Origin of the sequence: Agrobacterium sp. SUL3, from assembly GCF_001263295.1 — a bacterium.
In the GTDB taxonomy this organism is placed as follows: domain Bacteria; phylum Pseudomonadota; class Alphaproteobacteria; order Rhizobiales; family Rhizobiaceae; genus Agrobacterium; species Agrobacterium tomkonis.
Genome location: NZ_KQ414506.1, coordinates 106,648 through 130,004, shown reverse-complemented (window position 1 = coordinate 130,004; position 23,357 = coordinate 106,648). Strand labels below are relative to the sequence as shown.

The 23,357-nt window shown below is 57.6% G+C and carries 21 protein-coding genes; 15 read left to right on the top strand and 6 right to left on the bottom strand.

Translation table 11 applies throughout. From position 1 onward, the window contains the following. Positions 1-565 precede the first annotated feature (565 nt). Positions 566-4,384 (top strand): vitamin B12-dependent ribonucleotide reductase, encoded by a 3,819-nt coding sequence (locus AKG12_RS17185; RefSeq protein ID WP_046798316.1) that lies wholly within the window; start codon positions 566-568, stop codon positions 4,382-4,384. Positions 4,385-4,679: 295 nt separating this feature from the next. On the opposite strand, the gene AKG12_RS17180 is transcribed toward AKG12_RS17185, so the two are convergent. From AKG12_RS17180 to AKG12_RS17170, 3 genes are all read right to left on the bottom strand, one after another. Beyond that, positions 4,680-5,063: a hypothetical protein gene (locus tag AKG12_RS17180; protein ID WP_052819770.1), complete on the bottom strand. Its 384-nt coding sequence runs from the start codon at positions 5,061-5,063 to the stop codon at positions 4,680-4,682. Then, entirely contained in the window at positions 5,060-6,064 is a 1,005-nt protein-coding gene (locus tag AKG12_RS17175; RefSeq protein WP_052819769.1) for a hypothetical protein, read from the bottom strand. The genes AKG12_RS17180 and AKG12_RS17175 overlap by 4 nt, the downstream gene beginning before the upstream one ends. A 404-nt stretch (positions 6,065-6,468) precedes the next feature. Then, positions 6,469-7,794, bottom strand: a complete 1,326-nt coding sequence (locus AKG12_RS17170; protein ID WP_052819768.1) for an Nramp family divalent metal transporter — start codon at positions 7,792-7,794, stop codon at positions 6,469-6,471. Between the two features lie 325 nt (positions 7,795-8,119). Between AKG12_RS17170 and AKG12_RS17165 the strand changes: the two genes are divergently transcribed. After that, positions 8,120-8,485 carry a VOC family protein gene (locus AKG12_RS17165; RefSeq protein WP_052819863.1) on the top strand — a complete coding sequence of 122 codons (366 nt, stop codon included), beginning with the start codon at positions 8,120-8,122 and terminating at the stop codon, positions 8,483-8,485. A 198-nt stretch (positions 8,486-8,683) separates the two neighbouring features. Continuing rightward, complete coding sequence (locus tag AKG12_RS17160; protein WP_046798312.1) at positions 8,684-8,911, top strand: hypothetical protein; 228 nt, start codon at positions 8,684-8,686, stop codon at positions 8,909-8,911. A gap of 28 nt (positions 8,912-8,939) precedes the next feature. Here AKG12_RS17160 and AKG12_RS17155 read toward each other — a convergent pair whose 3' ends face one another. After that, positions 8,940-10,673: an ABC transporter ATP-binding protein gene (locus AKG12_RS17155; protein ID WP_052819767.1), complete on the bottom strand. Its 1,734-nt coding sequence runs from the start codon at positions 10,671-10,673 to the stop codon at positions 8,940-8,942. 231 nt (positions 10,674-10,904) lie between these two features. Here AKG12_RS17155 and AKG12_RS17150 point away from each other — a divergent pair, with 231 nt between their 5' ends. From AKG12_RS17150 to AKG12_RS17100, 11 genes are all read left to right on the top strand, one after another. Then, complete coding sequence (locus tag AKG12_RS17150; protein WP_046798310.1) at positions 10,905-12,143, top strand: AI-2E family transporter; 1,239 nt, start codon at positions 10,905-10,907, stop codon at positions 12,141-12,143. Positions 12,144-13,118: 975 nt separating this feature from the next. Further along, the gene (locus AKG12_RS17145; RefSeq protein WP_052819766.1) at positions 13,119-13,709 is read left to right on the top strand and encodes a hypothetical protein; all 591 of its coding nucleotides are present in this window, start codon (positions 13,119-13,121) and stop codon (positions 13,707-13,709) included. Continuing rightward, positions 13,702-14,397 carry a hypothetical protein gene (locus tag AKG12_RS17140; RefSeq protein WP_052819765.1) on the top strand — a complete coding sequence of 232 codons (696 nt, stop codon included), beginning with the start codon at positions 13,702-13,704 and terminating at the stop codon, positions 14,395-14,397. Before AKG12_RS17145 ends, AKG12_RS17140 begins: the two co-directional genes overlap by 8 nt. Positions 14,398-14,501: 104 nt before the next feature. Continuing rightward, a complete protein-coding gene (locus AKG12_RS17135; protein ID WP_052819764.1) occupies positions 14,502-15,068 on the top strand; it encodes a DNA-binding protein in 567 nt (188 codons plus the stop codon). Positions 15,069-15,145: 77 nt separating this feature from the next. Beyond that, positions 15,146-15,409, top strand: a complete 264-nt coding sequence (locus AKG12_RS17130) for a hypothetical protein (protein WP_052819763.1) — start codon at positions 15,146-15,148, stop codon at positions 15,407-15,409. A gap of 314 nt (positions 15,410-15,723) precedes the next feature. Further along, entirely contained in the window at positions 15,724-16,272 is a 549-nt protein-coding gene (locus tag AKG12_RS17125; RefSeq protein ID WP_052819762.1) for a helix-turn-helix domain-containing protein, read from the top strand. Beyond that, complete coding sequence (locus tag AKG12_RS17120; protein WP_052819761.1) at positions 16,272-18,620, top strand: phage tail tape measure protein; 2,349 nt, start codon at positions 16,272-16,274, stop codon at positions 18,618-18,620. The genes AKG12_RS17125 and AKG12_RS17120 overlap by 1 nt, the downstream gene beginning before the upstream one ends. Then, positions 18,620-19,186: a phage protease gene (locus AKG12_RS17115; protein WP_052819760.1), complete on the top strand. Its 567-nt coding sequence runs from the start codon at positions 18,620-18,622 to the stop codon at positions 19,184-19,186. Before AKG12_RS17120 ends, AKG12_RS17115 begins: the two co-directional genes overlap by 1 nt. A 21-nt stretch (positions 19,187-19,207) precedes the next feature. Continuing rightward, the gene (locus AKG12_RS17110) at positions 19,208-20,182 is read left to right on the top strand and encodes a capsid protein (protein ID WP_285277755.1); all 975 of its coding nucleotides are present in this window, start codon (positions 19,208-19,210) and stop codon (positions 20,180-20,182) included. A 159-nt stretch (positions 20,183-20,341) separates the two neighbouring features. Beyond that, positions 20,342-20,575, top strand: a complete 234-nt coding sequence (locus AKG12_RS17105; RefSeq protein ID WP_052819759.1) for a hypothetical protein — start codon at positions 20,342-20,344, stop codon at positions 20,573-20,575. Next, complete coding sequence (locus AKG12_RS17100) at positions 20,572-20,937, top strand: hypothetical protein (protein WP_052819758.1); 366 nt, start codon at positions 20,572-20,574, stop codon at positions 20,935-20,937. The genes AKG12_RS17105 and AKG12_RS17100 overlap by 4 nt, the downstream gene beginning before the upstream one ends. Positions 20,938-21,144: 207 nt before the next feature. On the opposite strand, the gene AKG12_RS17095 is transcribed toward AKG12_RS17100, so the two are convergent. Beyond that, positions 21,145-21,600: a GNAT family N-acetyltransferase gene (locus tag AKG12_RS17095; RefSeq protein ID WP_052819757.1), complete on the bottom strand. Its 456-nt coding sequence runs from the start codon at positions 21,598-21,600 to the stop codon at positions 21,145-21,147. Between the two features lie 106 nt (positions 21,601-21,706). Here AKG12_RS17095 and AKG12_RS17090 point away from each other — a divergent pair, with 106 nt between their 5' ends. After that, the gene (locus AKG12_RS17090) at positions 21,707-22,132 is read left to right on the top strand and encodes a hypothetical protein (RefSeq protein WP_052819756.1); all 426 of its coding nucleotides are present in this window, start codon (positions 21,707-21,709) and stop codon (positions 22,130-22,132) included. A gap of 3 nt (positions 22,133-22,135) precedes the next feature. Here the strand turns inward: AKG12_RS17090 and AKG12_RS17085 are convergent, their stop codons facing one another. Next, positions 22,136-23,290: a DUF2336 domain-containing protein gene (locus tag AKG12_RS17085; protein ID WP_052819755.1), complete on the bottom strand. Its 1,155-nt coding sequence runs from the start codon at positions 23,288-23,290 to the stop codon at positions 22,136-22,138. Between the last annotated feature and the right edge of the window lie 67 nt (positions 23,291-23,357).

The following is a 23,357-nucleotide window of genomic DNA, read 5'->3' as shown; positions in this document are numbered from 1 at the left end:
CCTTTATGCCTCACCCCGGAAATGCGCGGTTTTGGCTTTCCGCTGCGGAAACCAGCCCCGCACAGGCTTGAGATTTCCCCGCCAAGTTACTGATTCTTTTGAAAGCTTTTGCTTTCCCCGTTTTCCACAGGCACTTCACACAATATCTTGTGGTTAAAAATGCGTTTCAATCTATGGCTTGACGAATCTATGCCGCAAGAGGAAAGTGACAGTTATGTTGCGGCGGCAACGGACCGGAAAGTAACGAGGCCGGCTCCTTTCAATCTCAGCTCGCTAATCCAGACGCGGCGTCCCGGCCATCAGGGGGCGGTTTGCCGGTGGGTTTCTGCGTGCCTTGGAGAACCGCCAAAAACATGACGCGGGGACTGGCGGCAGGAAGCTGTTGATACTATATTTAGTATTCCACACTATGCTTGCAGCCGAATAAGCCACGAGATACAGGGATCACATCCAAGGATGAACATCCCTTTCAGATCGGCAACAACCGGCTGCGCGAAGGCATCGCACGGCTGGACCGGATTTTTGCGCCCTTTGCCGGGCGCCCAATGGACGAGGACAGGAAACCATGCGCATTGAACGTCGCTTCACGAAGCCCGGCCAATCGCCTTATGCGGAAATCGACTTCCGCAAGGCCGTCAGTGAAATCAAGAACCCTGATGGTTCCATCGTGTTCCGTCTGGCGGATATCGACGTTCCCGCGCAGTTCAGCCAGGTGGCGACCGACGTTCTGGCGCAGAAATATTTCCGCAAGGCCGGCGTGCCGAAGGTGCTTAAGAAGGTTGAGGAAAACGACGTTCCTTCCTTCTTGTGGCGCTCTGTTGCCGATGAGAAAGCCCTGAAGGATGTGCCGGAAGCCGAGCGTTACGGCTCCGAGACCGATGCGCGCCAGGTTTTCGACCGTCTGGCCGGCACCTGGGCCTATTGGGGCTGGAAGGGCAAATATTTCTCGTCCGAAGAAGATGCGCTCGCCTTCCGCGACGAGCTTGCCTACATGCTCGCCACCCAGCGTGTTGCCCCCAACTCCCCGCAATGGTTCAACACCGGCCTGCACTGGGCCTATGGCATCGATGGTCCGGGCCAGGGCCACTTCTATGTCGACCCCTTCACCGGCAAGCTGACCAAGTCCAAATCCGCTTACGAACATCCGCAGCCGCATGCCTGCTTCATCCAGTCCGTCGAAGACGACCTCGTCAATGAAGGCGGCATCATGGACCTGTGGGTGCGCGAAGCGCGCCTGTTCAAATACGGTTCCGGCACCGGCTCCAACTTCTCCTATCTGCGTGGCGAAGGCGAAAAGCTTTCCGGCGGCGGCAAATCCTCCGGCCTGATGAGCTTCCTCAAGATCGGCGACCGTGCAGCCGGCGCCATCAAGTCCGGTGGCACGACCCGTCGTGCAGCAAAGATGGTCGTCGTTGACGCCGATCACCCTGATATCGAAGCCTATATCGACTGGAAGGTGAACGAGGAGCAGAAAGTTGCCGCTCTCGTCACCGGCTCCAAGATCGTCGCCAAGCACCTGAAGGCCATCATGAAGGCCTGCGTCAATTGCGAGGCTGACAATGGTGACTGCTTCGACCCGGCCAAGAACCCTGCCCTGAAGCGCGAAATCCGCGCTGCCAAGAAGGACATGGTGCCGGAAAACTACGTCAAGCGCGTCATCCAGTTCGCCGAACAGGGTTACAAGGACATCCAGTTCAAGACCTACGATACGGACTGGGATTCCGAAGCTTATCTCACGGTTTCAGGCCAGAACTCCAACAACTCCGTCTCGCTGAAGGATGACTTCCTGCGCGCTGTCGAAAATGACGGCGACTGGAACCTCACCGCCCGCAAGGACGGCAAGGTGATGAAGACGCTGAAGGCCCGCGACCTCTGGGAAAAGATTTCCCACGCCGCCTGGGCGTCCGCCGACCCCGGCCTGCACTTCAACACCACCATGAACGACTGGCACACGTCGCCGGCCGAAGGCCCAATCCGCGCTTCGAACCCGTGCTCGGAATATATGTTCCTCGACGACACGGCCTGCAACCTCGCCTCGCTGAACCTCCTGCAGTTCAAGGATCAGGCGACGAAGCGCATCGATATCGCCGATTACGAACATGCCGTTCGCCTGTGGACCGTCGTGCTCGAAGTTTCCGTGATGATGGCGCAGTTCCCCTCGCGCCAGATTGCCGAACGCTCCTATGAATACCGCACGCTCGGCCTCGGTTACGCCAATATCGGTGGCCTCTTGATGTCGTCGGGCATTCCCTATGACAGCGATGAGGGCCGCGCCATTGCAGGTGCGCTGACCGCGATCATGACGGGCATTTCCTATGCCACCTCGGCTGAAATGGCCGGCGAGCTTGGCCCCTTCCCGAGCTTTGCGCCGAACCGCGACAACATGCTGCGCGTCATCCGCAACCACCGCCGTGCCGCCCATGGCCTGTCGGATGGTTATGAGGGCCTGTCGGTCAACCCGGTCGCGCTCATCCATGCCGATTGCACGGATCAGGACCTCATCGCCCACGCAACAGCCGCCTGGGACAAGGCGCTGGCGCTTGGCGAACAACACGGCTATCGCAATGCCCAGACCACCGTCATCGCGCCAACAGGCACGATCGGCCTCGTCATGGATTGCGACACGACCGGCATCGAACCCGACTTCGCGCTGGTGAAGTTCAAGAAGCTCGCCGGCGGCGGCTACTTTAAGATCATCAACCGCGCGGTTCCCGATGCGCTGCGTTCGCTTGGGTATTCCGAAAGCCAGATCGCCGAGATCGAGGCCTATGCCGTCGGCCATGGCAATCTCAATCAGGCGCCGGCCATCAACCCCTCGACGCTGAAGGCCAAGGGCTTCACCGATGAGAAGATCGAAGCCGTCAACGCTGCACTGAAGAGCGCCTTCGACATCAAGTTCGTCTTCAACCAGTGGACGCTCGGCGCCGACTTCCTCAAGGACACGCTGAAGGTCTCCGACGAGCAGCTTTCCGATATGAGCTTCAACCTGCTCGAGCACCTCGGCTTCGGCAAGAAGGATATCGAAGCGGCGAACGTGCACGTCTGCGGCGCGATGACGCTGGAAGGCGCACCGTTCCTGAAGAACGAACACCTGCCGGTGTTCGATTGCGCCAACCCCTGCGGCAAGATCGGCAAGCGCTATCTCTCGGTCGAATCGCATATCCGCATGATGGCGGCGGCACAGCCCTTCATCTCGGGTGCGATCTCCAAGACGATCAACATGCCGAATGACGCGACGGTGGAAGATTGCGGCGCAGCCTACATGCTCTCCTGGAAGCTGGCGCTGAAGGCCAACGCCCTTTACCGCGATGGCTCCAAGCTTTCCCAGCCGCTCAATGCCTCGCTGGTGGAAGATGACGACGAAGAAGATTTCGTTGAAGAACTGATCCAGCAGCCGCTTGCCCAGCAGGCCGTGACGATCACCGAAAAGATCGTCGAACGCGTCATCGAGCGCGTGTCCCGCGAGCGTGAAAAGCTGCCGAACCGCCGTCAGGGTTATACCCAGAAGGCAACCGTCGGCGGTCACAAGGTCTATCTGCGCACCGGCGAATTCGGTGACGGCCGCATCGGCGAAATCTTCATCGACATGCACAAGGAAGGCGCCGCCTTCCGTGCGATGATGAACAACTTCGCCATCGCCATCTCGCTTGGCCTGCAATATGGCGTGCCGCTGGAAGAATATGTGGAGGCCTTCACCTTCACCAAGTTCGAACCGGCCGGCATGGTGCAGGGCAACGACGCGATCAAGAACGCCACGTCGATCCTCGACTACGTGTTCCGCGAACTCGCCGTCTCCTATCTCGGCCGCCACGACCTCGCCCATGTCGATACGTCTGACTTCTCCAACACGGCACTTGGCAAGGGTATCCAGGAAGGCAAGACCAACCTGCTCTCCACCGGCTGGACACGCGGTTACAAGCCGACGCTGGTTTCCAGCAACGAAGGCGAACGCTCCGCTTCCGAACCCAAGGGCTCGGCAACGGCAGCCCCCGCCCGCGCCTCGGCCAACGTCACCTCCTTTGCAGGCTCTGCCGCCCGCAAGCTGGAACCGACGGTCGCCATTGCAACCTCCGAAATCGTCTCCTTCAAGCGGGACTATGAAGAGCGCGCCAAGGAACTGGCCGAAGAGATTGCCGAAGAGGTGATCGACGACGTGGCCCAGGAAGCCAAACAGACCGCCACCGCCCTCTTCTCCGACAAGGCCGCCGCCGACGCTGCATCGGCCAAGGCGGAAGCCAAGAAGGTGGAAAACGAACGCCGCATGCGCTCGATTGCACAGGGCTACACGGGCAACATGTGCTCGGAGTGCCAGAACTTCACGATGGTGCGGAACGGCACGTGTGAGAAGTGCGATACTTGTGGTGCGACGAGCGGTTGCTCTTAATAAGACCATTCAAGAAGAGGCTTTCCGGATGCCCGTCTGGTTGGATTATTCCAGGAACAACCTCTGCCCAGATGAAAAAAACGAAGCGGGAACTCGGCGACTAAGCCTTAGGAAAGAAGCAATAGAATCAGGCGTTTTGACGCCTGATTCTATTTATGAAAACCAAAGGGCCAGAGTTTTAAGGAATGCCGGGGGCAAGCTTAGAAGTCCGGCGAAATAAAGCCGGGCACCATACGCGCGTGACTAAGTCAGCACGACAAGAGGCAGGGTTCAAAAGATTTCGAAGGGCGTTCTCCTACTTGGAGAGAGACCCGATAACTGTGATCGCGCCTTTATTGTTCCCATACTTGGAAGGCATGTCGTTGGCGAAACACCAAAGTTGTCCACTTCGTGGAGCAATCCATATTTTTTCACTTCCAATGAGAAAAGCCGTCGACTCGTCTTGATCCAGCGCACCGATAAGGGCAAACCACTTTTCTTTGGGCGCTCGCTTCTTTGCAGCGAACGGTCGAAGCCAAAACCGATCGTAGCCATTCGCATCGGTGTTTATGTACCAATCGATCCAAGTTCCCTGCGCCGAGAATTTGTATTTTTGTCCCTTCTTGATTTCACAGAGAGCGGTCCACTTCGCATTCGCAGCAACAGACATATGGAACAGAGTTTCCAATGCTTCGCTCATCGCACACCAGCCTTCTTAAGCGTCTGTCGGAATACCTTGGCAACCTCCGCAAATCCGCGATCGGTCGGATGAATTTCGTCTGCCCATTCATTTGGGGGGACTTTTTTTCGAATGTCGGCGAGAAAAACATACGAACTGCTGGAATCTCCTGCGACCCTTTTGAGCATCTCGTAAAGCTCATTTATCAATATCTCAATGATCTCGCATTGAAGAGCATGATCGACAATCTTCTTGCCCTTCATAGGGGCGCCAAGCCACTGATCTTTCTTGGCCCACGTGGGATTACGTTTGTCGCCTGGAAACCCACCGGGTATCGCGTAGTCGTACCCGTGAATAATGATGGGAAGTTTGGCAAAGTCGCGATCTCGTCTGATCGTGCTGACAACTTCCCGATAGGCCTCTTCAAGGGTCTGTAAGACTTTGCGCAACTTACTCCAATCGATGTGCCAACTCGCCGGTTTTCCCTGCGAATAGTCATTCAACAGTTGCAGCAGAACAGAGCGCCCGTATTCATCAGAACCTATGACGTCGTTACCTGCTGCGGAAAACAAGAATGCCTTCACATTCTTGCCTTTCAGGCGCAGCAATTCGGGCATGTACTCCTTACTGCCATAGACCATGTTTCTCGCTGTGTCTCCAGCGGCATCAAGGCTAGAAATCACATAATCGGGGGCTAGTTGGTCGATCACGTCTTCCAGCAAGAAAGGAAACTGAAACCAACTATCGCCCTCGGAAACAAGTATGGGCTTTCGAGCGGTATCGACCCGCGATTTGAATATCCGTTCGCGCCGTCCCCGGCAAAACCCATTTGCCCAATCAAGAGCGCTAGCAATTTCAAAGTGCGCGCCCTCGGATATCTCCACCTTCAACGGGTCCGGTCTAATAATCGGGTGAAATGCAGTCCCACCTGTTTCAGAAGTCAGGTATGTTGCAATTGTCTTTTCACTAACCGTCACATCCATGACCATCGCGCGGAGCTGCTCGTAAGTGATCTTCGTCATAGTTACACTCCAGAGTCGAAAAACTCAAAACTGTATATCGCACCCACTAACATTTCGCAGAAAAATCTAAAAAAAATCAAATATTACAATCGCTCGAAGAAAATAAACTGAAATTCAGACATATAATATATCTAATTATATTTATTCAATAATAAATATTTAAAACCACAAATTGCGTTATCGGTCAACTCCTTGAATATTTTCCGATTTCGATGTATAGAAAACCGATAATTTAGAATTTCTGCTAACCGGATTCGAATATATCTTCGGCTGGCTGCAGAGCAGCTAAACCTTGTTCATTTAAGCTTTTAAAATCCAACTTTAGATTAGCATCATGCGACGTGTCAGACGCCCATACGCTTGCGCGGGGCTAGCCTCAAAAAGCGCGACAGCTCTTCTTTTCCTCACCCCATAAAATCCAGCAGCAGCTTCACATTCAGCGCCGCTATCACCACCGCAATCAGCCACGCAAAAGCCGAGAGCCAGAGCGGCGCTTTCAGTGCACCCATCTTGGCCTTGTCAGAGGTGAACATCACCAGCGGGAAGACGGCGAAGGAGAGTTGCAGGCTGAGCACCACCTGCGTCAGGATCAAGAGTTCGGCCGTGCCGCTGTCGCCATAGAAGATGGTGACGCCGGCGGCCGGGACGATGGCGATGGCGCGGGTGATGAGGCGGCGCAGCCAGGGGGCGAGCTGCATCTTCAGGAAACCTTCCATCACGATCTGGCCGGCAAGCGTTGCCGTGACGGTGGAATTGATGCCGCAGCACAGGAGCGCCACGCCGAACAGCGTCGGCGCAATGGCAAGACCCAGCAGCGGCGCGAGCAGATTATGCGCTTCGCCGAGTTCGGCGACATTGGTCTGCCCCGTTTTGTGAAAGGTCGCTGCCGCAAGGATGAGGATCGAGGCGTTGATGGTGAGCGCGAACATCAGCGCAATAGTGGAATCGAGCGTCGCGAATTTCAGCGCCTCGCGTTTTTCGGCAAGGGTTTCGCCGATTTCGCGGGTCTGCACGATGCCCGAATGCAGATAGAGATTATGCGGCATGACGGTGGCGCCAAGAATGCCGAGCGCCAGATACAGCATGTCCGGATTGGTGACGATCTCGGTCGTCGGTGCAAAACCGAGGATCACCTGCCCCCAGTCAGGGTCGGCAAGCGCCACCTGAATGGCGAAACACACGGCAATGACGCCAAGCAGCGTGATGACCATAGCCTCCACCCAGCGGAAACCGAGCTTCTGCAGATAGAGAATGAGGAATACATCAAGCGCGGTGATGAGAACGCCGAGTTCGAGCGGAATGCCGAAGATGAGGTTGAGGCCGATGGCCGTGCCGATGACCTCGGCAATATCGGTGGCGATAATGGCGATTTCGGCCAGCACCCACAACACCATCGCCACCGGCTTCGGATAGGCATCACGGCAGGCCTGGGCGAGATCGCGACCGGAAGCAATTGCCAGACGGGCGCAGAGCGATTGCAGGACAATCGCCATGATGTTCGAGACCAGCGCGACGGTGAGCAGCGTATAGCCGAATTTGGATCCGCCGGCGAGCGAGGTCGCCCAGTTTCCGGGATCCATATAACCGACAGCAACGAGATAGCCGGGGCCGAAAAACGCCATGGCCCGGCGAAACGTGCCGGCATTCGGCTTGACCTTGATCGAACCGTGCACGTCGGACAACGACAGATCGTCGCCATTCCGCCGCCATCCAAAGACTGGCTTGTCCATTCCAAGAACTTTCAAATCGGAAATTGTGTTTATGCAATTGCAAATCATTCGCATAAACTCAATGGGCTGGCAAGCGGGCTTTTGGGCGCTTGCACCATCGAAAAAGATTGCCTTGTATTGTGTCGCTGGGATGCCCCGCTGGATGCCCTCAAATCGACCGGAGCAAAAGCGCCGCATAAAAACCGACAGGATCAGCCGCGTCATAAGGGATGGCCGCCCGGCGTCCGGGTGGCCGGGGCTGCAACTGGCCATTGACAGCATCGATGTCGTAGCCTGTACACAGGTCGCCGATACAGGTCAGACATATTCCAGAAGGAGCAACCGCGTGAACCTGATTGCCCATGTCGAAATTCCCGTGCTTGATATTGAAAGGGCGATGCGTTTCTACAGCGCCGTTTTTGATGTGAGCTTTGCGGAAATCGTCACGATCCATGACAACAGGATGGCCTATTTCCCCTTCGAGAAGGGCAAGGATGGGGCAAGCGGCGCGCTTGCCGAGGGAGAGACCTATGTTCCGACGAAAGACGGAGCAATCATCTATCTCGGCGTGAAAAACATCGACGATGTGCTTGAGAGAGCCGTGCAGCAGGGCAGCGAAATCCTGTTTCCCAAAACGCCGGTCGATGACAATCTCTTCGTCGCCGAAATTTCCGATAGCGAAGGAAACCGCATCGCGGTGCAATCGGCCTGATCAGGCAGTCTGCGTTGTAAATCGAAGAATGGCCGGCGCATCATTCCGTTTTCGATGCCCGGCCTTCGAAGACAAGGGTCGGCCGTTCAGGTGACAGCCCTCACGGCCTTGTCATCACCCCTGCCCCCGCCGTTGCGGAACAGCTGCATATGCGCCTGCGTTGATCTCCAAGGAAGTAGTCCAATTCCGGGGAAGTTCATGCGAGACGGCAGCAAATTCAGCCTGGTGAACCATCCGAAGCGATGGCCCAGATATATCATGGCACATAGAAGGCCGCGCGACTGGCTGATGACAATCAGCGGCATCGTGCTGCTGTTCGTGGTCGCCGCCGCAGTCGCCATGGGTTATCTCGTCACCAGCCATCCCGGCAAGCCAGAACCCAATCCCGGCATCGTCGAGGAAGAGGCTGCGGAAAACGGCGGATAGGCGGCGGCGCAGGACGCGCCGCTCCCAATCAGCTGAGGCCCGCAAGATGCCCGCTGAACTGTGCCTCATGCAGGCGGCTGTAATGGCCCTTGGCGGCCAGAAGTTCGGCATGGGCGCCGGTTTCGGCAATGCCGGTCTGGTCGACCACCACAATGCGCGAGGCATCACGGATCGTTGCCAGCCGGTGGGCGATGACGAGTGTCGTGCGACCTTTGGCAAGTTCCGTCAGCGATTGCTGAATGGCCCGCTCCGTTTCCGTATCGAGCGCCGAGGTCGCTTCGTCCAGAATGAGGATCGGCGGGTTCTTGAGGAACATTCGGGCAATGGCAAGACGCTGCTTCTGCCCACCGGACAATTTGACGCCGCGCTCGCCGATAACGGTGTCGAGCCCGAGCGGCATGGCCTCGATCACGCCATCCAGCCGCGCACGCCGCGCCGCATCCATGATATCAGCGTCAGAGGCGCCAAGCCGGCCATATTCGATATTCTCGCGGATCGTGCCGCCGAAAAGGAACACATCCTGCTGCACGATGCCGATCTGGTTGCGCAGCGAGGCAAGCTTCATTTTTCTGATATCGATGCCGTCAATGGTGATCGCACCGCTGGTGACATCATAAAAACGCGGCAGCAGTGAGCAGAGCGTCGTCTTGCCCGCGCCCGAAGGACCGACAAAGGCAACCGTCTCACCGGCGCTGATCTTGAGGTCGATATTGCGCAGAACCTCTTTGCCCTCGGCATAAGCGAAACCGACATGGCGATATTCGATGCTGCCGGAAAGGGCCGGCGCCTCGATTGCGTCAGGCGCATCGACGATATCAGGCGCCGTGTCCAGAAGCTCGGTGAAACGGCGGAAACCGGCAATACCCTTCGGATAGGTCTCGATGACCGAATTGATCTTCTCGACCGGGCGGAAAAACACGCCGACCAGCAGCAGGAAACCGACAAAGCCGCCTTCTGTCAGACTGCCCGTCAGTACGAACCAGGCGCCGCAGATCATCACGATCATCTGCGTCAGGCGCATGCTCATATAGCTGAGCGACGTGCTGGCCGCCATGATCTTGTAGGCGTCGAGCTTGGTGCGGCGGTATTTCTGGTTGTCCTTCTCGAACAGCGCCCGCTCATGGTCTTCGTTGGCAAAGGCCTGCACCACCCGCATGCCGCCAACGTTTTCCTCGATACGGGCATTGAAATCACCGACGCGACCATAGAGCGCGCGAAAATTCTGCGTCATGCGGCCGCCGTAACGGCTTGTCACCCAGGCGGTGACGGGCACGACGGCGGCGGTGATGAGCGCCAGCTGCACATTGACCGACATCATCAGCAGGAACGCGCCGATGAAGGTCATGATGGCGATGAACAGATCTTCGGGTCCGTGGTGGGCCACCTCGCCGATCTCTTCCAGATCCTTTGTCAGCCGCCCGACCAGATGGCCGGTCTTCTGGTTGTCGAAATAACGGAAGGAGAGCTTTTGCAGGTGATCGAAGGCCAGACGCCGCATGTCGGTCTCGATATTGATGCCGAGCATGTGTCCCCAATAGGTGACCGTCGCCATCAGCCCCGTATTCAGCACGTAGATGACCAGCAGACCGACAGACGCAGCGAGGATGATCGCCCATTCGCCGCCCGGCAAAAGCACATCGACAAAGGCCTTCACCGCCATCGGAAAACCGAGTTCAAGCACGCCCGACAAGACCGCGCAGGAAAAGTCGAGGATGAAGAGACCGCGATAGGGACGATAATAGGCGAAGAAACGGCGAAGCATGGCATGACCTGGAGAGCGGGCGCGGCAAAACTCGTACCGCAGAAAACGGGAGTTCAATTGTCATATTTCAATGCGTGCGCCAAGACCGATGTTCTATTTTTACCAAAATCGTTCAATAGCTTCGGCAATAAACACACAACGGTAATGTGATCGGGTTATATTGCACTTATATGTATCGGTGTGACAGAGTGAATGCACCCCTTTGGGGGAGAATGCGAGAAAGAGCCTGCCGTGAGTAACAATGACAGTCGTAAGCAGAGTGGCGAACCGAGATGGCTTGGCCCCGCCAGTCCGACGCGGATCGCCCTGATCCCGCCCATCTCGGCTGCGCGCTGGCTGCTCGTTCTTGTTGCCCTTGCGGGCACCTATTTCTTCCACGGCTTTCTGGTTCCGGTTCTTGCCGCCCTCGTCATCGGTTTTGCCAGCTGGCCGGTCTATACGCGGCTTTTGCGGCAGGTGGGCGGCAACACCACGCTCGGCGCATCCATCGCCATCGTCCTCATCCTTACCTTTCTCGTGGTGCCGATCTTTATCGCCGCCTCCTATACGGCAAGTGAAATCCGCGAATGGTTCGGCTGGGCGGTGCATGTCAACAAGGCGGGCGCACCCGTACCGGACTGGATCGCCGCGCTGCCCGGCGTCGGCCCGTGGCTCGGCGAACAATGGGTGAAATATATCGGCACGCCGGGCGCCATCGGTGAAGTCATACAGCTCGTCAGCGGCGCCAATATCGGCAATATCTACCGGGCGATCCTGGCCGCCGGCAACGGCGCCTTCCACCTTGTCCTCACCCTGCTGTTCATGCTGATCGCGCTGTTCTTCGTGTACCGCAACGGCGCCGGCTTCTCCCGCCAGGTCGATCTCGTGGGTGAGCGCATCCTGCCGACGCGCTGGGAGCGCATCTCCCGCGTCGTGCCCGCCACCATCAGCTCCACCGTCACAGGCATGACGCTGATCGCCATCGGCGAAGGCATCATCCTCGGCATCGCCTACTGGATTGCCGGCGTGCCCTCGCCCGTCACGCTCGGCGTGCTCACCGGTGTCATGGCGCTCATTCCGGGCGGCGCGCCGCTCTCATTTACGCTGGTGTCGATCTATCTGGTCGCCAGCGGCTCCCCGGCTTACGGTCTGGCGCTGTTCGTCTGGGGTTCGGTCGAGCTTTTCATCGTCGACAAGACCATCCGCCCGAAGCTCGTCGGCGGGCCTATAAAACTGCCTTTCCTGCCGACCTTTTTCGGCCTCGTCGGCGGCGTCAAGACCATGGGTTTCCTCGGTCTGTTCATTGGCCCGGTGCTGATGGCGCTGCTGGTGGCAATCTGGCGCGAATGGGTGCGTGAAGTGGAAATCTCCGCCGCCGTAAGCGCCGAGACCCCGCCCTCGCCGCCCACCCAGGACGACCCGGTCGCCGATGCCATCTCGCGTGAAGACGAAAGCGATGAAACGACGGCGTTTCGAAAAGCGGCGTTTTGATTGCTGAAGCCTGCGGCGAAGGGCGATTGCCTGAAACGCCGGATGGCAGACGAAGATCTTTTACCTCTCCTCCGTCATGCCGGACCTGATGTAACCCGCAAGATTACATGGCAGTAGAGAAATATCCGTCATTTTCCGGCAATTTCCAGCTTTTTCCGGCAATTTTATGCGGGAATACATGGGATTAGCCGATAATAGACGGTTGGGTATCCGTGCGGGCCGAAACAAGATCAAATGGCAGGAAGACTTGCTTGCCGACAATTAACAAGACTGATTTTACCATTCTCGGGGTGAGTATCCAGCCTCTGCCGAGAAATTTTGTTAAAGCCTTATTTACAAAAGGAAATACTGGAAAAAAAGAAGCGTTTCGCGAAGGCATGCGAGCTTAAAGTGACAAACTTAGCCAACTCTGCCACTGACGCGGCGTCAGTCAAGTGGAAACAACGTTCCCACTGATTTCCGCGCACGTGAGAAACAATCCAACTTATTGAAATATATGAGCGAAAATCAAAAAGCAGCCGCAAAATTATTGCCGGGAAAGCGGGAACACAACAGTATGAAAAGTCTGACGAAGAGTAACGGCATGTGTTGCAGCAAAAGTACCGACAACAGTTCAAACATAGTTGCAACATATCGGGCATGAAAATTCCCCTTGGCATACACCGGAAATCAGCGTATGCAAATTGACGGAGCGTGATAACTCCTACAGGTGGTGACGCGCCACCAAGGTAAGTGCGAATGAAGAAGTCCGAGGCGTTCATGCTACTCGGCGTTCCCCCTTCGATCTTGCCCTAACGGCGCACTATATCTGGCATCTGCCGGAAGCGGTCGCATTTTGTGATGTGGCCGGGAGGGCATGTCGAATGTCCAGGGCGAAAGCCTAAAGGGCATGCTGCCGTCCTGTACGGTTATCAACTCCCGGTCCTGCGCCGCCCGCAGGATTAAGCGCCGTGATAAGCGCTACAGGAGTCAGATATGTCTAATCCCCTCTTCAAACTAGAGGCGTCGATCTCTGCCGTTCGCGCCTTTAACGATCTCATTACTGCCGCACTCAATCAGGGCGAGGATATGTCGTCCGTCGCGGCTGGCGTCTTCATCCTTCTGGATACGCAAGTAGATGCCCTTTCTAAGGCAGAAAGCGAGATACGCACAGAGATTTCATCCCTAAAAACACGGCTGGAAACAATTAGTGCAAACTCTGCACCAATTAGCAAAGCGCCGGAGGCGGTTCCCGGCGCGGACTATTACCGCGAAAACCAGCTTTTGATTGCGCGTCTGCACACTGCTGGCAAAACTGCAGAAGAAATCAGCGTTTTGACTGGTTTGGCCCGTGAGCGCGTCCGAATTTTCATAGATTCGATGCCTGATCACATCACCGAAGAAGCACACTCAGCCGATCCAATGGCGCTGCGGCGAGATATAATCGCGCAAAAAATCGCCGAAGGCTATGACGCAAGCGAACTTGCGCAAGCGTGCAATCTCAAGCGCTCGACGGTTGAGAAAGTCATGGGTAAGTTGCTCGGGAATGAAGCTGTACAGTCCCCGAGGAGAGCAAAAAATGGATGATAGGGCTGCGGCGCAAGCGTCCGGCGCTCAGGCTTGGATGAACGCACGCGAAATGGCGGACTTAAAGCTTCGCGGTGTCCCTCACACCAAAAGTGCCATGATCCGCTATTTAAAGAGAGTGGGAGTCACATCAATTGATCGGCTTGTCCGCGCTCACACCGGCTTTGGCGGCGGTCTCGATTACCATTACATGGCGCTATCACCGGAGGCCATCGTTGACTACGAGACGCGGTTTTCGTTGGTTCCACCAGCGCTGGATGCCGTCGCATTGCGCGGCGGCAAACTCCGAGGCGGTGTAAGCGTCATTGAGACGGCGGAGGGTGGCAAGCTCTTTGCATTCATTCGTCGCACTCACCTTATTCAGCCAGACGCCACAGCCGCCGTCATTCGGCGGCTGTGTATCGATGAATTTGGAGAAACGGTTATCGCACTGGCGGTTGAGACCAGATCGATTGCGCAAGTAGAAATGCCGCCGCTTTCCGCATTCCAGCGAATATTGATGGACGTGCGAGCTTACTATGCACTTGGCGCGGCCACACGCCGCCCCGGCTTTGATCGGGTGTTTGATCGTTTTGCCCGCGCCAAGCTGTGCGTGGCGCTTGGTGAGAGTGAAGTCCTTAAACTGGAAGAGCAAATTCGAGCGCTCACCGATCCGAAGCCTGCCGCCAAGCCAAAGCGCTCCAGATAGGCTTTTCCACCAAATTGCGAATGAGCATCCCGGTTCCTTTCGGAGCCGGGCCGCTCACCTATGCGTCAACGCGCCGCCAGAGCGCACATAAAACAGGTTTGTAGATGAGTGAGTTTTATTTGACGATCCCGGTCCCGGTCGAGGAGTTTTCCTACATGGAGCGTCGTCTCAAGTATCTTGAGGCGATGCTAATTCGCGTGGTGCGTGACAAGCGCAATATTCAGGAATGGTTCGCCGCGCCGGAACTGGCGGCGAAGCGCTTGAGCGGCTTGCCGACGACGCCGGAAGCCGTATCGAGGAAGGCCCGCAAAGAGGGCTGGCGGTATCGCAGGGCCAAATTCCGCAACACATGGTCCAATTCCTATCATGTGACGAGCTTGCCTGCCCGCGCCTTTGACGATCTGCTGTCGCGCATCCTCGCAATGCCGGGACTTGACGTGGTGGTGCCGGTGCTTCCCGATCTGCCGGATATGCCCGCGCCGGACAAACCGGAAGCGGAGAACACTGCGCCGCCGTGGGTGCTGCCGCTGATGCGAATACTCAAGACGGAAGCGGCGGGCGATATCGCGGAAGCATGGAACCTGTTGCCGGAAAGACTGCCTCCCGGCATTGCGTTGCCGACTGTCGAGGAAGCCGCAAAGGTGCTTGTCGATCTCGGCCTCGCCGGTTGAACATACAAGGATAGCCAGTAACAGCGAATCGGCCCATGAATAACGGGCCGATTTTTTGTTTGAGTAAGGAGCGCGGCATGTCTGGCAGTGATTTTGAGCAGTTCGTGAAAGACACACTTGGCTATCTGCCGGAGGAAACCCGCGTCATGTTACGGATCGCGGAGAATATCCATCCTCACTTGCGGGAGGTCATCCGCACGACGCCGGTTGCCGACGACACGGACGGCCTGCTTGTTCTCTCCCGGTTAAGCCCGGAGAAACAGAAAGAGGTTGCGGAACGGATCAAGGGCGGTTTTGACCCGCAACAGGCTGTCGAACTGGCAAGCCGGGGCGAGCTTTAAGCGGCAACATCAAAATTGAAGCATAATTGAAGGCCGTGGACGCGATTTGCGGGGTTGGCTGGCGTTATCCCCGCCGCGTTCGCATTGAGCGCGTTCTGTGGCCTCTTGTGAGCTTCGGCCTGTTGTGAGATAAATGCCCTGCGCGAGCAAGGTTTACTTGGACGGTTTTACCGGATCAATGAGGGAGTGCCGCCCCTCCGCGCTTCGTTTTCCTCCCAGTGATTTCCGCAATTTGTCAAGCCTGACACTGTCACGCTGCATGACACTGTCACTACAAGTTAGATTTGCCTCGACCAAGCGAGCGGGGCAATTTCGTGAATACTTCCCAAGCCAAAAACACTGATGAAGAAGAGGATTTCGAGGGTCTGACCACCTACGAGACTCTAGAGGCGATAATCGGCGCGAAGCTGACAAGACGCCTGTGCAATATCTATGGCGGGAAGGTTGTTTATATCCCGGCGTACATCGCTGCAAATCATTGGCTTGGCGAGGTGGTAGGTTACGGACCTGCCCAAAAACTTTGCAAACACTACCGTCTCGGGGAGTCGGGTTATCGGCTCACCTTGCCCAAAGGCGATATCCACCGAGCAAAGGAAAACTATCTGCATATCGCAGAATTGTTGAATGAGGGCGTAAGCACTCCAGCGGTGGCGATTGCACTCAACCTCCATGTGAGAACGGTGTTCCGGGCGCGTAACAAGTTCGTAGAACAGCGTTTGCGCATCCACGGCCAGACCATCAAGCAGATGCTTAGAGACGGCAAAAGCCATCCAGACATCGCCAAACAAACCAACATGCCAGAAGCCATTCTGGAGTCGGTCATCAAGCGTATCGATATGAGTAAGGAAAGAGGCCGCCGCTAATGGACCTTTCTTTCGTCATCCGGCTTGTTGACCAACTGACCGGCCCCGCCGCAAAGGTCAAAAAGGGCATGCTCGACATTGGCGAAGCCGCCAAGCAGGGCCTTTCAGGCGCTTTCAAGGAAGGCTTTTCGGTCGAGAATATCGAGACGGCGACCAAGAACGCGGAAGCCGCCTTGCGCGATGCGCGCAGCCGCATGATGGGCGCGGTGGGACAGGCGATTGCGCTTGCCGCGCCGGTCATCAAGGCCGCTGACTTTCAGGATGCCTTTATCGACTTCGCCAACGTCGCGGAAATCCCGGTCGAGCGCATGGGCGAGATCGAGGCGAAGCTTATCGCCGCGACCCGCACCACCGGCAAGAACAAGTCCGAACTGTTACAGATCCTCGCAACCTATGTCGGCAAGGGCATGGGCGTTGACGAGAGCCTTGCGGCAATCGAGGCGACGGGCCGCGCATCCACGGCCACCAAATCGGAAATCTCCGACATGGGCAACGCCGGTTTCGCGGTGATGGACAACCTCAAGGTTGGGGCGGCAGAGCTTGCGAAGGCTTTCGACGTGATGGCCGCGACCGGCAAACAGGGTTCCTTCGAACTGAAGGACATGGCCCGCAACTTCCCCGAACTGACGGCCAACGCGTCCGCCTTGCAGATGAAGGGCGTTCCCGCCGTCGCCTCGCTTGCCGCCGCGCTGCAAATCGCCATGAAGTCGGCAGGTTCCGCCGATCAGGCCGCAAACAACATGTCGAATTTCCTTGGCAAGATTACGTCGCCGGAGACGGTGCGGAACTTCAAGAAAATGGGCATCGACATCGAAAAGGAAATGAAGACGGCGGCTGCGAACGGCACCGATCCGCTGTTGCATTCCTTGGAACTGATCCAGAAGGCCACAGGCGGCGACCAGTTCAAGATGGGCGAACTGTTCGCGGATAAGCAGGTTCTCGACTTCCTGCGCGCCCTGATCCCGAATTTGCAGGAATACCAGCGCATCCGCAACGAGGCGGGCGGCGCAAGCGGCGTGATCGACAAGGATTTCGCGAACGTTGTCGCGGGCCTTAAAACCGAGATGAAGGGGCTTGTAACGGAGGTCGATAACCTGTTTTCGGCTGGCAGCGGCTTGCTGCCCGTGGTGCAGGATATCGTCAAGCGCCTGACCGGCCTTCTTCGGCAGGTCAATGACTGGACCACGGCCAATCCGAAGCTGACGAGCACGATTGTCAAGGTAACGGCTGGCCTCATGTCCGCGTCCATCGCCATGCGCACGGCGGCCTATGGGCTTGCGGCGCTGCGTCTCGGCGCAATCGGCCTGACTTCGGCGTTCCTCAAGTTTCAGGATGGCAAGAATGTTGCGACCGGCTGGCGCATCATTGCCGGAAGCTGGACGTTTGCCGCCAGTGCGGCGCGCAGCCTTGGAAGCGCCATGCTGTTCATGCTCAGTCCGCTGCGCAACGCGGTTGCCGGTCTTGCCATGCTTTCGGCATCGGCTGGCGGCGGTCTCGGCGGGGCAATGGTCGCTGTCGTCGCCGTTCTCAAGGCCGCAGCGGCGGGCATTGCGGGCGCTGTCGCTGCGATCTCCGCGCCGGTCTGGACGCTGGTTGCCCTTCTTGCCGCCGCTGGCTTTGCGATCTGGAAGTATTGGGACCGCGTATCCTCCTTTGTCTCCGGCTTCGCAGGGCCGTTCATCGACCTGTTCAGTTCCGGCCTCGCCAAACTCGGCACGGCGTTGAATGACTTCATCGACATGGTGGGCCGTGCCTTCGGCATCGATCCCGGCAAGATCGAGGCATTCAAGGCCAGCATCAAATCCGCGCTGGACTTCTCCGGCCTGATCGACGCCGCCAAGGCGAAGCTCCAGGACTTCTGGAATACGATCTCCGGTTTCTTCTCGCAGGAAAAGCTGTCCAACAGCGCCAAAGCGGGCATGAATGCCGCTGGACGGCAGCTTGCTACCGACATGCTGGATGGCATCAAGGCCGGTTTCGAGGCCGTCTATCAGTGGTTTGCCGGTGTACCGGCCCGCATTCGTGCGGCCATTGGCAACATCGATGTCAGCGACCTGATTACCGGCTGGGGGCCGTTGCAGCGTTGGTTTGGCAGTGGCGATCAACCACCACAGATGGAACCCTACAGGCCCGCCGCAGCCGGTGCGGCTGGCCCCGGCGTGACGGATGGCGATCTGCAAAAATCGGTCAAGGCCGTCATTCAAGATACGCGCCCGCCTGTGGTCAACCTGACGCAGAACATCAGCGGCGTTGGCGATCCGAAGGCCGTGGCGCGTGAAGCGAATATGCGGGCCGCGCAGGCAATCGGCTCCATCAAATCCAGTGGCTTGCATGATGGAGGCAATTGATGATGGACGCTGCAACCGTTCCCGAATTCATCATGCTACTTCCGGCTGGCCCTGACCTGACAACCCGCGACGGGCGCAAATGGACGTATGATCCGGCAGAGATCGTTCATGCCTTCGCAGCCAATCAAGGCCCGCTGGTCATCGATTACGAGCATGCGCAGGAACTGCTCGCAGCGTCCGGCAAGAAAGCCCCTGTCGCGGGCTGGATTGTCGGCATGGAAGGCCGCGACGGTGCGTTGTGGGGCAAGGTCGAATGGGCCGAAAACGCCCGCGCGGCCATCGCCAATCGCGAATACCGCTTTATCTCGCCCAGCCTTCAGCACCTCGCAGACGGTCATATCGTCGGCCTGAACGGCGCTGGACTGGTGAACCGGCCCGCCTTGTACCTGCCGCCGCTGGACGCGCAAACGCCGGTTTTTGATGAACAGCGCGTGCAGCTCGCCGCCGTCGCGCTCGCCAGTGCGGCGCGCACCTATCAAACCGAGCAGGCCTCACATGGCCGGTTCGTCACGATTACCGAGGCTGTCAGATCGGTGCAATCCACCAGCCTCTTTGCAAACACCTGAACCCGAAGGACAGAACCTCCAATGAGCATGAACCGCCCATTCCCTATCAGCGCTACACTCACTGCAATTGCAATCGGCTACCGGAACTCCGCCGCCTCGCTGATTTACGACAAGGTTTTGCCAACCGTTCCGGTGTCTTCGGAAAAATTCAACTGGCTAAGCTTTCCGATTGCTGAGGCTTTTACCGTGCCGGAATTGCAGGTTGGCAGAACCAGCCAGCCCGGACAGGTTTCGTTCCCCGCGACCGAAGAAGAAGGCCGCATCAAGCACTACGGCCTTGATGACGTGATTCCGATCACAGATATCGATGAAGCGAAAGCGGCGAGAGAACGCAAGGTCAGCACGTTCGACCCGGAAGGCAACTCCGTCGAGGGTCTGACCAGCCTTATCCAGCTTGGCCGCGAAGTCCGGGCCGCAAAGGTTGTTCAAAATCCGGACAACTATGACGCGGCACGGCGGATGGTACTCGCGGGAAATCAGCAGTTCAGCGACTTTGCGAACTCCGATCCGTTCGAGGTCATGAACGACTGCATGCGCAAGCCGCTGATTTACCGCGCCAACACAATCTCCATGGGTGAGGACGTGTGGGAAAAGATCAAGCGACATCCAAGGCTGATTAAGGCCGTCAAAGGCGGCTTGGCCGAGGACGGCGCAATCAACCGCCAGCAGTTTGCCGAGCTCATGGAGATCAAGCCGGAAAACCTCCTGATCGGCGCGGGCATGGTCAACGTCGCGGCAAAGGGCCAGCCTGTCGATCTTCGTTATGCATGGGGCAAGTCGATCCAGTTCCTGCATATCGACATGTCGAAGAAAAACGCCACCGACAACGTTCTGACGTGGGGCTTTACTGCCGAGAACGGCAAGAGGATGGCCGGGACGATCATCAACCCGAATGTTGGCATCAAGGGCGGCTTGCAGGTTCGTGTTGCGGAAATGGTCGAGGAGATCGTTTGCGCCAAGTCGCTCGGCTGCATCATTCAGAACGCCATCGCTTAAACGGTTTTCCGCCCTGTTTCAGGGGCAGGGCGGGATAAGGACGGCAGCGGCTTTGAAATCGGCACTGCCGTTCTCTCGCGAAGGAGTCGCCACCTTCGCAACCAGCGCGGCTCGGGGACGTGTTCACCTCCGGGCCGCGCTATCTTTCAGGAGGCTTTTATGCAGGTTCAATTCCCTGATGAGAACGTATCGGCGCAGGAGGTTGCAGCCTTCTACAGCGATCTTATCGGCCAGCTTACACTTTGCGACCGCGCCTTGATTGGCGTATTTCTCTCCAGCCCCGGCCTCACTGATGAGCAGCGGACGGCAATCGACAGATGGGGCCAGTCCGTCGAAGCGATTGTTGAAACCGCCATGGCCCGCCATTTCGAAACCGGGATGTTGCCACAGTGAGCGAGGCGGAAGCGGACAAGAAACCCTTGCAGCCGATCTTCGCCACCATCTCCGGTATCGCCGTGGTGACGATCCCTGCCGATGACTACGCCCGCTTGCTCGATGAAAGCCGCCAACTGGCGGAATGGCACGTCAATAATCAGCAACTCATCAAGCCGTCTCGCTCCTCAATTGCCCGCGATCCTGAAGTTGCTATTTTCTTGGCAAACGGGTTCGGATTGAAGCCCGTTGCAAGTCTACTTAAAGAGTGCAAAAAGAGGTTCGGAACGGCGCGGACGCCATCCCTCAAATCGGCCTATCGATATTGGGAAACGATCCGCATAAATGAGCGCTCCAAGCGCAGCAAAATTGTTGCCAAGTGATTTTGCATTTCCTGCCAAGAGTTTTTGCGCGCTACACCTGATCCGGCATCCAGTCACGGCGCGTCTGCGCCGTGAAAAGAGTCTATCGCGATCAAGTCCTTGATCGCGCTTGACCCCGGATCTAGTCCGGGGTGACGTGGGTGAATGCTATGGCAACGTCTTAAACGTCCCCATCGCCAGTCCATCCGGAAAATCCATGCCTTCGCCCTAAAGCGCCTTTTCCATGAACAGGCTGAGCGGATCCGGCCTGTAAGGCGCAAAGGCCTCGATTTCCACAAACCCCGCCTTGCGGTATAGACCGATCGCTTCCGGCTGGCTGATACCGGTTTCGAGCCGGATGGCGGTAAGGCCAAGTTCGACGCCACGCGCAACAAGCGTATCCATGATCAACTTGCCGATCCTCAGTCCCCGCGCGTCAGGGTCAACGAACATGCGCTTGACTTCCGCCGTGCCGTCACCCGCTTCCACCAGCGCCCCGCATCCGACAACACGCCCCTCATGGCGCGCCACAAAAAACGAGGCATTATCCTTCTCCAGCTGACCAATATCGACCAGATGATTGCTCTCGGCGGGATAAAGTGACGCCATATAGGCATTGGAAAGATCGATGAGGCGCAGAACCGCTTCCTGCCGGGGTGTTTCAAGCTTGATTTCGATGGCCAATGGAATGCCTGCTTTCTCTCAAAAAATGCGTATTTCGTCGTAATGTCACTGCAATCCGGATAGATGAGTTTCTAGAGCATTATTCCCGACAGAGGCAACACACCCCATGAAAACAGCCCTCGTTCTCATGACCTTCCTTGGTTGCGACGACAGCGCCACCGACTGCCATTACCTTGCCACCTCGCAGCAGCGCTGGACAAGCATCGAGCTTTGCGACGCCGTGTCGGAAAAGGAGCTGGAGCGCTACGCCAACGCCTCCTATCCGGTCGTGGTGGCTGTGTGCCAGACACCGGGCGAGCAGACGCCGCAGACGGCCGGCACACAGCCCCCTGCCGCAACGGCACCGGCTGATACAACGCCGCAGGCAAGCGCAGAGGTGACGCAGAAAGAGGAAGAAAGCCTGACAAAACAGGCAATCAGCCGCGTCAGCCGCATCCTGCCATCTACCGAAGGCATAAAGCATCTGCTGGGCACGCCGGTCAGAGTGGTCGAAAACAGCTATTCGTGGATTGCCAAACGCCTAGAGAAATAAAACTCAGGCAGCCTCAACCGTCAGTGCCTCGGCGTAATACCGGGCCTTCTGCCGTTCTTCCGCAATCGCCAGCTTGCGCACGGCATGCAGCAGTTCGAACAATGTTTCGGAACCGTTGACGTCGCGGAAATGCGCCAGCAACTCGGCAGAGACGGAAGCGGCCGCCTCTGAAAGCTGCGAGCGGGCGGCACGCCGCCACATCAGCGTCGCCTCGATGAAGACGTCAACAACGTCGCCGAAAAGACCGATCGACTGGAACAGGGCCTTCAACGCATGCGGCCGCCCGGTTGCCAGAATGGCGCGCACCTTGCGGTCTTCGAGACCGGAGAGATTGACCATGGCCGCGGTAAAGAATTCCAGACGCCCCGAACAGACGGCGTGGATGAGCAGCGCCGGTGTCAGTTCCAGCCGCTGGCGCAGATGCTCCACCAGCGCCGGCAATTCGGGCGACGCAACGGCTGCTGCGATGAGGATTGTGGCAGAATCCTCCGCCTCGCGGAAAATACTGTCGGCGCGGTTGCGTGCGATGAGCGCATGAACCAGCGCCGAACCCGCCAGAGCTTCGCTGACACGCGCCATCAACAGGTGCCGCGCATCAGCCGGCAGCGCCTCACGGCAAAGCAAGAGATCGCGAATGTCGGCGTCCGAGCCATGGCGCTCGGCAATGCGCCGCAGCGAGAACGGCGTGATGAAGGCGTCGACATTCTCGAGAAGAATGATGGTTTCCGAGAGATCGCCGACTTCGGCAAGCGCCGCGCAGGCCCCGCGCGGCAGACCTGGCCTTGCGGCGATGAGGGCACGCGTCAGGCTCTCACCGCGCCCGGCAAGGTCAACCAGATCGGCTTCGGTAAGGACCGGCGAACGGGCAATCACCGTACAGGCGATTTCCGGCTGGTCTTCGGCAAGTGAAACGAGAATGGCTCTCGGCGCATCAGTGGCATCCGCCAGCGCCTCGGCAAGCGCCAGCCGCACACGCGGCGATGGGTCGTCGAGCAGATAGGTCATCGCCATATAGGCAGCGTCGCGGTTTTCCCGCGCCATGTCGGAATGCAGATAGGCACGGCCGAGAGCATTGGCGGCCTTCGCCCGCTCGGTCGATCCAGCCTTTTCAGACCAGCGAAGAAATGCCTGTACGATCACCTGAGCCTCGAAACACATTCGCAACAATGGATGACGGCATCATCGCCGCCACCATGTATAAAACTCTAGGCGCAAATAGTTTACG

Coding starts and splice junctions, on each gene's coding strand:
- AKG12_RS17185 (WP_046798316.1), top strand. CDS start 566: ATGCGCATTGAACGTCGCTTCACGAAGCCCGGCCAATCGCCTTATGCG.
- AKG12_RS17180 (WP_052819770.1), bottom strand. CDS start 5,063: ATGAGCGAAGCATTGGAAACTCTGTTCCATATGTCTGTTGCTGCGAAT.
- AKG12_RS17175 (WP_052819769.1), bottom strand. CDS start 6,064: ATGACGAAGATCACTTACGAGCAGCTCCGCGCGATGGTCATGGATGTG.
- AKG12_RS17170 (WP_052819768.1), bottom strand. CDS start 7,794: ATGGACAAGCCAGTCTTTGGATGGCGGCGGAATGGCGACGATCTGTCG.
- AKG12_RS17160 (WP_046798312.1), top strand. CDS start 8,684: ATGCGAGACGGCAGCAAATTCAGCCTGGTGAACCATCCGAAGCGATGG.
- AKG12_RS17155 (WP_052819767.1), bottom strand. CDS start 10,673: ATGCTTCGCCGTTTCTTCGCCTATTATCGTCCCTATCGCGGTCTCTTC.
- AKG12_RS17145 (WP_052819766.1), top strand. CDS start 13,119: ATGTCTAATCCCCTCTTCAAACTAGAGGCGTCGATCTCTGCCGTTCGC.
- AKG12_RS17140 (WP_052819765.1), top strand. CDS start 13,702: ATGGATGATAGGGCTGCGGCGCAAGCGTCCGGCGCTCAGGCTTGGATG.
- AKG12_RS17135 (WP_052819764.1), top strand. CDS start 14,502: ATGAGTGAGTTTTATTTGACGATCCCGGTCCCGGTCGAGGAGTTTTCC.
- AKG12_RS17130 (WP_052819763.1), top strand. CDS start 15,146: ATGTCTGGCAGTGATTTTGAGCAGTTCGTGAAAGACACACTTGGCTAT.
- AKG12_RS17120 (WP_052819761.1), top strand. CDS start 16,272: ATGGACCTTTCTTTCGTCATCCGGCTTGTTGACCAACTGACCGGCCCC.
- AKG12_RS17115 (WP_052819760.1), top strand. CDS start 18,620: ATGATGGACGCTGCAACCGTTCCCGAATTCATCATGCTACTTCCGGCT.
- AKG12_RS17110 (WP_285277755.1), top strand. CDS start 19,208: ATGAGCATGAACCGCCCATTCCCTATCAGCGCTACACTCACTGCAATT.
- AKG12_RS17105 (WP_052819759.1), top strand. CDS start 20,342: ATGCAGGTTCAATTCCCTGATGAGAACGTATCGGCGCAGGAGGTTGCA.
- AKG12_RS17090 (WP_052819756.1), top strand. CDS start 21,707: ATGAAAACAGCCCTCGTTCTCATGACCTTCCTTGGTTGCGACGACAGC.
- AKG12_RS17085 (WP_052819755.1), bottom strand. CDS start 23,290: ATGTGTTTCGAGGCTCAGGTGATCGTACAGGCATTTCTTCGCTGGTCT.